At 43.6% G+C, this 13,382-nt stretch carries 7 protein-coding genes; 2 read left to right on the top strand and 5 right to left on the bottom strand.

What is annotated here, in order from left to right:
* Nucleotides 1-71: 71 nt before the first annotated feature.
* From ACTXGJ_RS12560 to ACTXGJ_RS12540, 5 genes are all read right to left on the bottom strand, one after another.
* Nucleotides 72-2,186, bottom strand: coding sequence for an NACHT domain-containing protein (locus ACTXGJ_RS12560; RefSeq protein ID WP_443566149.1), 2,115 nt, complete (start codon nucleotides 2,184-2,186; stop codon nucleotides 72-74).
* A 309-nt stretch (nucleotides 2,187-2,495) separates the two neighbouring features.
* Entirely contained in the window at nucleotides 2,496-4,064 is a 1,569-nt protein-coding gene (locus ACTXGJ_RS12555; protein ID WP_443566148.1) for an FGGY-family carbohydrate kinase, read from the bottom strand.
* A gap of 174 nt (nucleotides 4,065-4,238) precedes the next feature.
* Nucleotides 4,239-5,897 (bottom strand): glycerol-3-phosphate dehydrogenase/oxidase, encoded by a 1,659-nt coding sequence (locus ACTXGJ_RS12550; RefSeq protein WP_443566147.1) that lies wholly within the window; start codon nucleotides 5,895-5,897, stop codon nucleotides 4,239-4,241.
* 231 nt (nucleotides 5,898-6,128) lie between these two features.
* Entirely contained in the window at nucleotides 6,129-7,877 is a 1,749-nt protein-coding gene (locus ACTXGJ_RS12545; protein WP_443566146.1) for an FAD-binding oxidoreductase, read from the bottom strand.
* Between the two features lie 239 nt (nucleotides 7,878-8,116).
* Nucleotides 8,117-9,964, bottom strand: a complete 1,848-nt coding sequence (locus tag ACTXGJ_RS12540) for a BCCT family transporter (RefSeq protein WP_443566145.1) — start codon at nucleotides 9,962-9,964, stop codon at nucleotides 8,117-8,119.
* Between the two features lie 283 nt (nucleotides 9,965-10,247).
* On the opposite strand from ACTXGJ_RS12540, the gene guaA reads away from it, so the two are divergent.
* A complete protein-coding gene (guaA, locus tag ACTXGJ_RS12535; RefSeq protein ID WP_443566150.1) occupies nucleotides 10,248-11,840 on the top strand; it encodes a glutamine-hydrolyzing GMP synthase in 1,593 nt (530 codons plus the stop codon).
* Between the two features lie 53 nt (nucleotides 11,841-11,893).
* A complete protein-coding gene (locus ACTXGJ_RS12530; RefSeq protein ID WP_443566144.1) occupies nucleotides 11,894-13,324 on the top strand; it encodes an ATP-binding protein in 1,431 nt (476 codons plus the stop codon).
* Nucleotides 13,325-13,382: the final 58 nt, after the last annotated feature.

Raw genomic sequence — 13,382 nt, 5'->3', positions numbered from 1 at the left:
AAGGGTGGATGGAGAATAATTTACCTAAACTGTTTCATGATATGGGCTGTATCGATTTTATAAAGACTTAACTATAGTAAATCCTTCCATATATTTTTATTGTGTTGGCTATCTTCTAGTTTTTGCACATAAGTTAGAAGTGATAGAGTTTCATTGATGGAAGGATATAACGCAGAAAGTACAGAATCTTTTATTTGAAAAAACCTACCATGAACATCATTTGATCCCAGAAAAAGCTTCTGTACAGCAAGTCTTAAGGTTGTATTTTCAGCAAAGTAAAACGTAAAGAAATTACTATAATCTTGAAAATCATGTTCCATTAAATCAGATTGGTTATGATAGAAAAAAGTTAACGACCTTACTAAAACTTGTGGATCTACAGAATTATTATCTATTAAATATTTTTTTAAAAATAAAAATACTAATCCATTGATATTTTTAGAACTGCTATAATTTGCCTCATAAGGTGATATATTTAGGTCTTCTATCGCTATTGTCAATAATTCTAAGAGATTATTTGCTCTAATAGAAGGTAGAGTTTCAAAGTAGTAATAGCTTCCCATATCAGGAGTGAGTATAGAATCAAAAGTTACTCCTTTCTTCAATGGCTGAGAGTTAATAATGAGACGAATAAGTTGTTCATCTGAAATCAGATGATAATTATCTCTTTTCATTATACATTCACATACTAACCGTAAATTATCTTCATTCCTACTATCTGTTAGATTATCTAGAATGGTTGACCAATCAACGTCAATCTGCTTTTCTAATAACAGTAAACATGCATCAAAACGTTCAGAATAGTAGCGGTCATCCTCTAGCATGATCGTTATTAACTCATTACTTAACTTTTCAACGAAGTTAGCATCTTGCAGTATCTGAATAACGCTTGAGCGTAAGTTATAATCACTATCTTTGTTCGACAGTAATTCTCGATATTCTTCTAATAGAGATTTATTAGCTAGTCCCTTTGCTTTTAGCGAGTTCCAGTTTTCTCTGCGAAATGAAGGGTTTACTTTTACTAGCCTTTGAAGAGCATCATACATCAGCCTGCTGTGTCTATCCGTAAAGAAGCTAGTATCGGCATACGCTATCAACGCATAAGGGTCAGTTTCAATAACTGTCTGAGCCAAGTCGGGATTAAAGTAAGGCAACCATGAGAATAGTCCTCGTAAAGAAGAAACAACACCACCGTTTTGAATGACTTGAGCTAAAACTCTCTTCTTAGTTACTAGGTCAGTCATAATTTCAGCTAACCAACGACCACCTAAAAACTCTGCGATGGTCCTGTGCATCGGTTTAAAGCTCTGACTATCTCCGGAAGATTTAAAAATACGACATTTTAGTGTATCTAATAGTAACTCTTCAGAATACATGCTTTTTAGCTCATAGATATTTAATGCTTGGTCTAACGTCTTAGCAGTTATACCAGTAAAAACAACCTGTTTTTGAGCCAATAGAAGCGTGGCGCAGATAAAGCCTGCACACTCTAGAATTGTCTGTTTTCCTGTCTTTTTCAAATGATTGGGAGCTTGATTATTAACTTCCTGCCACAAATTCTGAGTAGCTAAGTTCAAAATATCTGCTTTATTGTCGGGTAGGGTTTTAGTATTAATATGTGTTAATAACTCTAATGTTAATGGACTCTCGTAAAAATTAGATAAGTTGACCTCATCCAGACGCTGAATTATATCCTCAGTATCACCTGTAAATTTTTCATTTTCATTTAAAAAGGTGATGGCATCAGTACGATTAAAGGGCTGAATACTAGTAATAATAGGTTCTTTATCGTAATAGTCTTTAATAGAACTAATTGAGGATTCACTCCATTCGATTTGACGACAGGATAAAATAAACTGTGGGCTACCTAATTCAAAAAGTTTGTTTAAAATATCATCAATTGGATTAGAGCTAACTTGCGATTGATACTCATCCAAAGCATCTATTAAAACAATAGATTTACCTATATCTTTCAAACGTCCTAACGGTCTTCTTACGAAGCTTGAAGCAGTGAACTTGTTAGTATTTTCAAAGTTATTCAAATGCTCAAGTAAACTGGTTTTACCCATACCAGGTTCGGCAAGAATGACTACAGATTGCTTAATATTTAGTAGTTCATTATCAGTAATAGATTTTGGATTATCTTTTTTGTCTTTGTAGGTAAGTGTTCTAGATATATAGTTCATAGCTGATTCTTTATATTCGTTCTTTAACGATATTGTTTGATTGTACAGAATTTAGTTTTTCTTGTATAAGTTAATTACGAAGGAGCGTTTTAGCCGTGACTGACGCGGTATCCTGTGCGACTAGGCGAGTTGCGGGCACTTGGCTGAGGGTAGTATCGAGAATACAGGAATGCCATCAGCCGTTAGTGCCCGCCACGCTTAGGGGTACAGATACAAGCAAAAGGCGCGATTAGCTCCCACACCTTATCAGCCAAAATCATCCCACCTTTTGACCGTTCCCAATACGCCTAAACTTCTAACTCGCGCAGACTACTTGGCAGGATATCCTGTGATGTCTTGAATGCTTTGATATAAAGGTTTTAGGCGCTCGTACATCTTGAGATAGACCTCGTTATAAAGACGCTTGTAGAGTTGCACGTTGGCTTTGATAGGGACGAATTCGTCGCCTAAATGGGTCATGGCTTCACTTGCAGCAGCGTGGTCGGGATAGACGCCGAGACCCACCGCGCAGTTGATGGCAGCGCCGAGGCCAGTGGCCTCATAGGTGTGCGGGCGGTAGGCGGGCATGGCAAAGATGTCGGCGGTGAGCTGCATGGCGGAGTCGCTTTGTGAGCCGCCGCCTGAGACGCGTAGGTGTTTGATGGGTTTGCCAGTGCGCCTTGAAATAGTATCAAAGCCGAGTTTGAGCTCGTAAGCCAGCCCTTCTAAGATAGCGCGGTACACGTGCGCGCGGGTATGCACATCGCCAAAGCCGATAAGGGCGCCTTTGCCCTCAAGCCCCGGATGACGGACGCCCGGTGACCAATACGGCTGCATGATGAGTCCCATACAGCCGGCTGGGATGTCTTTGACGGCGGCATCGAGGAGCTTTTCGGTGTCGATGCCTTGGGTTTTGGCAAGTTGTTGCTCGTAATGGGCGAATTGTTCTTTAAACCAGCTGACCATCCAAAAGCCACGATAAATCATGTACTCGTGGTTGTAGTAGTGCGGGGCGGCGGCGGTATAGGCAGGCATGTGCTTGAGGATTTCGACGTAGTCGGTAGAGATGGTATTAATGGTGGCGGTGGTGCCAAAGCTTAAGCAAGCGGTGTCGGCGGCAAGTCCCGCTGCGCCCAAGGCTTCGCAGGCTTTATCACTGGCGGCGGCAATCATTGGTGTGCCTTGGGGGATGCCTGTAGCCTCGGCAGCTTTGGCGCTTATCTCACCGAGGGTTTGGCTGGGTGGGACGATTTTGGGCATTTGCTCAGGCGTACAGCTGAACAGTCGCCATTTGAGGTCTTTGGGTTTGAGCCATTTTTGTGCTTTGTAGTCATAAGGTAGATAGCCGACCGCATGACCGTTTGAGTCGATAAGTTCACTGGTAAGCTGATAGGTGAGGTAGGCGGAGAGATTGACGTAGTGCGCGGTCTTTGCCCACATCTCAGGCTCGTTTTGCGCCAGCCAATTACAGCGTGATTTTTGCTGCGCGTCTTTGACCAGCTCGCCCATGCCAATGATTTTGGTCAGCGGGCTTAAAAAACCAATGTCACGAGTTTCAGCGCGGCGCAAATCCATCCAAACGATAGCGGGACGTAGCGGCTGTTTGTTTTTATCGAGGCAAATCATGGTATAGCGCTGGGTGGCGAGACTGACGCCGGCGATTTGCTCGGGGGTAATATCGCAGCTTTGCCATAGCTTTTGACAGGCCTCACATAGCTTTTGCCAATAGTAGTCAGCGTGCTGCTCGGCGTAATTGGGCTGCTCGGAGAAATACGGCTCGATAGGCACGCGGGCTTTGGCAATCTCGCTACCGAATTGGTCAAAGATAAGCGCGCGGACGCTTTGGGTGCCGTTGTCGATAGCTAAGAAATAAATCGGGTTTGCAGAATTATCGGTCATAGTTGTCCTTAACTATACTCAGTTCTAGTTAAAACTGATACACATTTGCTATGTGCTGCTGGGATGAATTTTGCGCAGCCTCTGAAGTGACGAAGTCGCACAGCAAGCAAGGAAAATTTATACCAGCCGCACAGCATAACTCTTAAAGTATCTTAAATGTAGGTATAAAAAGCACTAAGCCGCAGGCAAATGATAATAACGTTGCCATAATTCGGTATAGCGAGCGACTTCTTGTTGCCACTTTTGCTCATCCCAGCCCAGCTCCTGCTGGCAGATTTGCTTGAGTCTGGCGCTAATAAGCGGCGTCATCGCGCCGTGCGGTAGGATTAAGCCTAAGCGCGTCCGCCGCAGTAGTAAATCATCTAAATGTATGACTTGTTCAAAGCGTGCAGCAAAACGCAGCTCTGCCCAAATGGTATTGCTATCGGTGACATACGCTAGATCATCCTCATGCGCTAGCTCTAATAAGTTATCGAGCTGTAGACCGTAAAACCCTTGCAAGCGCTGTTGTAAAGGTTTTGGTAAAGTGGCGAATTTGGGATGGGTAGGGGCAGGATTGCTAAATACTTTGTCGCCACTTACTGCTTGGTTTCGAATAGTGCTGTCGTCAAGCGCGAGTACTTGTTGACACTTTTTAAGCACATCAAGCGCGATTAGGCGAAAGGTAGTCAACTTACCACCACTGACAGTCACTAAATTATTATCGAGCCAAACGCTATGATCGCGCTTTTCTTTACTGGGGCTGACGCGTTTGCCATCGCCACTATCGGATATCAGCGGACGCACGCCTGCCCATGAGCTGATGACATCTTCTCGATTGAGATCGGTATCATCAAATAATGAGTTAGTCGCTGCTAGTAGATAATCGACCTCTGCGCTAGTGATACCGACTTCTTCGTCATTAAGTGGCGGGTGATCTAAGTCAGTGGTGCCAAGAACAGTACGGTTCTCCCACGGAAAGACGAATACCGCTCTTTTATCAGTAGGATGCAAGAAGGTGTAAGCTTGCGAGGTAGGCAAGCGCTCTTGACTGACCACTAAATGACTACCGCGTGAGGGACGTATTTGCTTGTTGAAGCTTTGCTCAGTTTGCGCGCGGGCTTGCATACGCAGGGTATCCGCCCAAGCACCTGTAGCACTGACCACCACTTTGGCGTGAACCTCAAATGTCTTGTCGCTATCTTTAGAAGCGGTATCTTTAAGATTTGCGCCTACCACTAAGCCTTGCTTATTGGTGATAAGCGACTCGGCTTTGAGATAATTAATAACGTGCGCGCCGTCATGGGTGGCCTCACCAAGTACGCGCATCACTAAGCGCGAATCATCGGTGACCGCATCGCTAAATTGACTAGCACCCAAAAATTTATCTTGCTTGATATTAGGATTCAGACGTAAAAAAGCGTCCCTTTTAAAGTATTTAAAATAACGTTTGCCCGCTATTCTGTCATAGACTCTTAATAAGGTATTAAATATCCAGGGCGGTGGAAACTTGCCTTTATAATGCGGCATGACGTAGTGCATCTCATTGACCAGTCCGTCTGCTTCAGTAAGCATACGCTCACGTTCGCGTACGCTAAGCAAAGTAGTCTTATAATCGCCCGAAGCTATGTAACGCAGACCGCCATGTACCATTTTACTTGAGCGGCTAGAAGTGCCCCAAGCAAAGTCTTTTTGCTCGATAAGTAATACGGCTAGACCACGCCTTGCCGCTTCACGTGCAATACCGGCACCGGTGATACCGCCGCCGATGATGAGCATATCCCAAGGTTCTACTTGAGAGGAGCGTCTTGATAAGGGCGCTAGAGCTTGCTGACGTTGTTTGCTTTGGTTCATAAAGTCTTCTTAAATTACGTAATTCATTTGGCATAATCGATATCAAATAAACTAGATTTTTCATATTATGACGCGTGACTGGTATAAATTTTTCTGGCGTGCTGTGTCTACGCTGACAGAGGCTGCAAAAAATATATACCAGCCACGCTGTATAGCTCGAATGTCGAACTCAACTTATTTAAACTATGACTTTGAATAAGATCTTACCTTGAAACCCATTATTAATTAGAACTACTCTTCAAGTAAAACACCCGGATTCATACGTTGCTCAGGATCAAAGCTTTTGAGCATATCACGAGTCACTTGCAGACCTAGCTCGCCCTTTTCAGCAGTGAGGTACGGGGCATGATCACGACCGACGCCATGCTGATGCGATATAGTGGCTTTACCATTAGCCACACTTAAACTGGCCGCATGTTTGATTTTTTGCCAGCGCTGTAAGGTAGTCGCGTGATCTTTGGCAGCGCGGAAGAAATAAGTCGTGTATAGACTTGCGCCTTGCTTATAGACGTGCGAGATATGGGTAAAGGCCATCACTTCCTCGCCTTCATCAACGAGCGAGGTTCTGACCGCGTCTTGCATCTGTGCCATTTGCTCGTCAATACGGCTCCAGTTGGTCGCGGTCTCAAAGGTATCGACCATAATACCTTTATCCCACAGAGTACCGCGCAAATACGGGAATTTAAAACGCCCGTGCGCCCATACGCTACCCATGATATTAGTGATTTTACCCGTGACACTACCATTTTGTTTTAATAGCTTATTGAACTGAGTAATAGCCAGTTTATTCTGCGCTTTATCGCCTGAGAATCCATAAGTGAGCATTACCTTTTCTGAGCTCAGCCCGCGCGCTTTTAGGTAAGTGCTAATCGCTAAAAACTGGCTAGGACTAGTGCCTAAATGCAAGTGCGCGTCAGTCTCGACCGCATTACTGAGGCGTAGCATGGACAAGCGAATATCTTGTTGCACCGCTTGTTTGAGTACCGCTTTTCCTGCTTCCCAGTTGGGTAGAAACGCCACTTTAAATAGCTCTTCCTCAGGTTGCGACTGCACGCGCATCTTAACTGTCGTAAAGATACCTGCGCGGCCCTCAGACCCCATCATCATCTCACGCAGATCGGGTCCTGCTGAGGATGCAGGGATATCAGCAATCTCTAGCACGCCTTGCGGGGTGACTAAAGTACCGCCTGCAAACATCTGCTCAATGCGCCCGTAGCCCAAGGACTGCTGACCACTAGAGCGCGCCGCAATCCAGCCACCAAGTGTCGACAGCTCCCACGACTGCGGATAATGTCCCAAGCGATAACCGTGCTCGTCCAATTGCGCCTCGACCGCTGGCCCTTGCGTACCGGCACCAAAAGTAGCAATCTGACTCTCGGTATCCAGATCCATCAGCTGATCCATTTTACTCATCGCTACGGTCAAAACAGGCCGCGCGCCCTGTTGCGGATTGATATGACCGACTACAGAGGTGCCACCGCCGAAAGGAATAACGATCAGGTCGTGTTCTTGGGCAAGTTTTAATAACTGCTCGACATCACTAGTAGATGTAGGGAAAGCCACGCCATCAGGGAAGACCTCAAAGTCGCCGCCATGCATAGCGATCCAATCGGGGAAGCTTTGCCCGCGTGCGTGTCTGAGTCTGATCTCTTGATCGGTCGTCACTATATCTAAATCAGTAAGCTCAGCGGGCAAGCGTGATTTAGGCACGGTTTTGAGCACTTGCTGTAAGCTGACAGATTTGAGTTTCTTAGTCTTACCAATGTGCGTTTTGATCAGTTTTGCGCCATGCGGCGAGACTTTTTTATTAATATTAACATTACCCCAACCATTCCAGCGCGTTTGCTCAATGGGGGTGTTGGTCTTAGAAGTCATATCTAGACTGGTATTTTCGGTATTTTTGCTATCAGAGGTGATTGTAAGAGGCACAGAATTATCGGCTTTAGGGTTTTTGCGAATAAGGGATTTGATTTTGCTCATAGAGACATACCTGTCGAATTATAATCACTGGATTTTAAATTGGCTTTATTTTGAATAAAAAGTTCAATACTAATTCTTTTAGATTATCACAATGTAAATAACTATTGTTTATATTTTATGACTCGATAGCAGCATTTAAAAAGGGGCAGAATGAAAGGTTTATTAGCCGTTAAATACAAAAAATCTAAGCTACCATAGCAGCTCAGATTTTATCAAATAATTAAAAATAAACGCTTGTTTTAACTACCGTTTTCAGTGTCATCACGTAGTTGTTCCCACTCATCCTGCTGAGCCAATACCGAGCCCTCTGGCGCCTCCGATGTCAGCCCTTCTTCCCATGGCGAGTTATCCGGGAGCTCTTCGATATGGATGGTTTTTATATAATAATCAGGCTGATAAGCCAAGTCATAACGCGCCGCCTTAATGACCGAAACCATCATCATCGTTAGAATGATAATAAGCGGTGCCCCGGCGATAATAGAAGCGGTCTGCAAGGTTTGTAAATCACCCAAAAACATCAAAATAGCGGGCAATAAACATAAGGTAAAGGCCCAAAATAGCCGGTTCCAGCGATGCGGCTCATCATCGACCTCTTTTTGTACCACCGAAGCTAGAATATAGGAGATTGAATCAAAGGTAGTCGCAGTAAAAATAGTGGCCAAAAAGGTAAAGACCGCCACCACTAGATAAGACATCGGCAAGCTATTTAAGATAGAGAAGATAGCGGCAGTCGGCGATTCGTTATTTAAGATGCCAACCACATCGACTGTACCCGTCATCTGCAAATATAAACCATAGTTCCCTAAGATAATCATAAACATCGCGCAGCCAAGCGAGCCATAAAACATCGAGCCGACTACCATATTACGAATAGTGCGTCCTCGGGATATTTTGGCGATAAATAGCCCGATAGTTGGCGCAAATACTAGCCACCATGCCCAATAAAACACCGTCCAATCTTGCGGAAAAGTAATAGGCTTAAAACCAAACTCTTGAAAGTCTTTAAAGGGCTCAATGTAAGTCATCATCCGCGGCATCTGCGTAATCATACGGCCAATAGCTTCCATACCAGTGTTCAAAATAAACACCGTCGGTCCAACTATCAACACAAATAATAAAAATACAACCGCTAGATAAAAGTTAATATTAGAGAGCTTTTGAATACCGCCTTTGAGTCCTTGATAAGCACTATAAGCAAAGATCATGGTGGTGATGAGTAGCACCACAATTTGCATGGTGATATTGCGCGGCAGGCCAAATAAATTATACAAGCCTTCATTAATAAGTGGCGAGGCGAGACCCAAAGTGGTTGCTCCGCCGCCTACCATACCAAAGACAAACAGCACATCGAGCATTTTGGCCCAATTGCTACCCGCCCCCTTTTCGCCTAATAAAGGCATCAAGGTTTGGCTGACTTTGAGTACTGGCGTTTGCCGCACGTAATAGAAGTAGGCAATAGGAATGGCAGGTACTAAATAGATCGCCCAGGCAACCGGTCCCCAGTGAAACATACCGTAAGTGGTCGCCCAGCGAATAGCGTCCGGCGTTGCGCCTGCTATACCAAAAGGCGGACTTTGATAATAATAAGCCCACTCGATGAGTCCCCAATACAGAATACTAGCGCCAATACCGCCACAAAACAGCATCGCCGCCCATGAGCTGTCTTTAAACTCTGGCGTTTCTTCTGGTCGGCCTAACTTTATTTTGCCGATATCAGAGAAGATGATATAAATCACAAACATCATCGCCAGTACGCCGAACAATAAATAGGCAAAACCAAAGTTATCGCTGACAAAGGCGCGCGCTATACCTACCCAGTTTTTGCCTTGTTCAGGAAACAAGATCAAAGGCACAGCGATACTAAGTAAAATAACTAGCACCATGCCAAAAGTAAACTTGTCGATACGGGTGTCGGGGACGTGGTCAGGTCGCCACTGCGGAATAGACATACCGACATCAAACGTCCCTAAATGCGGCGGCTTATGATATTTGGATCGAGCTTTGACATAATCGGGCAAATACTCTTTGGAGATCCCAGTCCTGTCTTTATTAGGCTTGTCAGTACTGTGCTTGGAGCCATTACTCATCTAATTCTCCTATTTTAAAATTTAAAACTTACATGACAAAAAAGAGCAGTTATATCATGCAACAGCCCCTAGTCTTTCGTCATTTATAGCAAATTTTAGTGGCATTATCGATACCGTATAACAAACCTGCGTTATACAACCCCTTGAACAAAGATCATTATGTACAATAAGCGATTTTTATAACCAATAGCCTGCCTAAACTTGTTAAAATAGGCCACCAATTTTATCTATTGATGGACATTAATTTATGACCACTGCTACCCCGTCTAACACTCTCACTACCATGCCGACTATCAAAGAAGATCGCATTTTAATCCTAGATTTTGGCTCGCAGTACAGCCAGCTTATCGCCCGACGGGTACGTGATTCAGGCGTATTCTGTGAGATGTTCCCTTATGATATCGACAGCGACCGTATCAAAGATTTTGGTGCTAAAGGGGTGATCTTGTCAGGCGGTCCTGAGAGTGTGCATGCGGACAATAGCCCGCGTATTAATGACGCGGTATTTGACTTGGGCGTACCAGTACTCGGTATTTGCTACGGCATGCAAGCGATGGCAGATCGTTTCGGCGGTAAGGTACATGCCAGCGATATTCACGAGTTCGGCGCAGCGACCATTAATGTCAATGGTCATTCAAAGCTTACTGATGGCATAGAAGACAGCACTACGGAAAACAGCACGGCCAATCTAAATGTCTGGATGAGTCATGGCGATAAGGTCATTGAAGCGCCGCAAGGCTTTGATATTATCGCTAGTACGCCAAGCTGTCCGATTGCGATTATGGCGGATGATGACAAGCACTATTATGGTTTGCAGTTTCATCCCGAAGTCACTCATACCTTACAAGGCGAGGCGCTGCTAGGGCGTTTCGTGCATCAAATATGCGACTGTGCTGGCGATTGGACGCCAGATAATATCGCTGACATGCGTATCGCGCAACTCAAAGAGCAAATCGGTGATAAGCAAGTCTTGCTAGGTCTGTCAGGTGGCGTCGATAGTTCCGTAGTGGCGGCGCTATTGCATAAAGCCATCGGCGATCAGCTGACTTGTGTGTTTGTTGATAATGGTCTCTTGCGTCTGCATGAAGGCGATCAGGTCATGCAAGTTTTCGCGGAAAACATGGGCGTCAAAGTCATCCGTGTCGATGCCGAAGATTTATTCCTAAACGCACTAGCAGGCGAGTCTGATCCGGAAGCCAAACGTAAAATCATCGGCAAAACCTTCATTGATGTCTTCGCCGATAGCGCTCGTCAAGTTAGCGAACAAAGCGATGGCAAAGTCGTTGAATTCTTAGCACAAGGGACGATTTATCCCGACGTTATCGAATCTGCCAAGTCGCATCAAGGCAAAGCGCATGTGATTAAGAGTCATCATAACGTCGGCGGTCTACCTGATGATTTAGCCTTTAAGCTTATTGAGCCGTTACGTGATTTATTCAAAGATGAAGTGCGTAAATTGGGCATCACACTTGGTCTGCCTGCAAAAATGATCTATCGTCATCCGTTCCCAGGGCCAGGTTTGGGCGTGCGTATCCTTGGCGAAGTCAAAAAAGAATACGCCGATATCCTACGTCAAGCCGATGCAATATTTATGCAAGAGCTTGAGCGTTCAGGCTGGTATGACAAGACGGCGCAGGCCTTTGCGGTATTCCAGCCGATCAAATCGGTCGGCGTGGTCGGTGATGGTCGCCGCTATGCGTGGGTCATTGCGCTACGTGCGGTTGAGACCGTGGACTTTATGACCGCGCGCTTTGCCCATCTGCCGTATGAGCTGATTGAAACGGTGAGTAATCGAATTATGAATGAAATCCCTGAGGTGTCACGCGTGACCTATGATGTGTCGAGCAAGCCACCTGCGACGATTGAGTGGGAGTAGGTTTAGTTAAAGTAAATAAATAAAGTATCGTCATTAAATATTAGAGATGAAGTATGGAAAGTCAAACAGTTGAGTATAAGTCTGATATTCCTAAAAGGGTGAATGATTTAAAAGCTGAAATATCTGCTTTTCTCAATACTAATGACGGTACTATTTTCCTTGGAGTTGACGATGACGGTATATTTATCCCTGAATCAGTTAATAGTTTCAAGCGCTGGGAGTCATTGTTAAGTGATTGGATACAGAACGCTTTTAACTTACCCTTAAATAGATTGGTAAGAATTGATGTATCTGCTCATCATTTTGCTATTCATATCAAACAAGGTGATCAGCTACCTTATTATTATAAAGATGGTGAAGGTTTTAATAGTAAAGGTATCTACATCCGAAATGGTAGCAGTAAACGACGCGCTACTGATGATGAGGTCAAGCGAATGATACAAGCTCAGGTAGCCGACAAGTTTGAAGCACAAACCGCTCAAACAAAACAAAAACTAACCTTTCAATATTTACAAAACAAGCTTTTAGATAATGATATTGCATTTGATGAAAAAAGCTTAAGACTTCTTGATTTGAATGAAGAGTATAACAATGGCGCATTAATTTTAAGTGAGCAAAGCCCTTTTGTGACCAAAATAGCGGTTGTTGATGGCTTAGATATGAGTAATGACTTTTTAGCAAAAAAGGAGTTCAGTGGTTCTCTAGTTAGGCAAGTTGATCTAACACTTGAATACATTTCTTTATTAAATGATAAAAAAGTATCGTTTACAGGCTCCGCTGCAAGGTCAGAGTATGAAGCTTATCCCGCTAAAGCGATTAGAGAGGCAGTAATTAACGCTTATGCCCATCGTGACTACACCTTATCAGCAGATACAAAGATAGAAATTTACGATGATAGAATGGAGATATTCTCAGCAGGTAATATACCAGATGGATTAAGTGTTGAAGATATCAAAACTGGTACTAGCGCTCGCCGCAATAGTAATTTGGTTCATGTGCTCGATAAAATAACTTATATGGAAAACTATGGTAGTGGAATTAGAAGGATCTTAGGAAGCTATAAAAATGCCGAAAAAGAGCCTGAATTTATTGTTACAGCTAATCAGTTTAAAGTGGTTTTATACAATAGACATTACAGTCTAGATGAAGATACTGTAGAGATTGTAAGAAATGACAAATTGAAGCAAAGCCTTAGTAATGCTGAGCAACTTGAACTAGGTTTCACAGTAGACCAAGAGAATACTCTATCTGATGATTCACTTATCACACATTTAGAACAATACATTGATAGTAATGATGAAAAAATTATCAAACTACTTAAACTTAATGATGAAATGTCACGTAAGGAGGTCGAGTCTTATTTCGATGAAAGTAGAACAAAAATCTATCAAAGACTTAAAAAACTTATTGAGTTAAATATTATTGATACACGCGGACAAAGCAAATCTACAGTTTATTTTTTAATCGCAAATGAACGCAAATGAACGCAAATGAACGCAAATGAACGCAAATGAACGCAAATGAACGCAAATGAACGCAAAT

This window comes from Psychrobacter sp. 1Y11 (assembly GCF_052259045.1).
Taxonomy (GTDB): Bacteria; Pseudomonadota; Gammaproteobacteria; order Pseudomonadales; family Moraxellaceae; genus Psychrobacter.
Note: the sequence above shows the minus strand (reverse complement) of the source record. Positions and strands in the feature narration are given on the sequence as shown.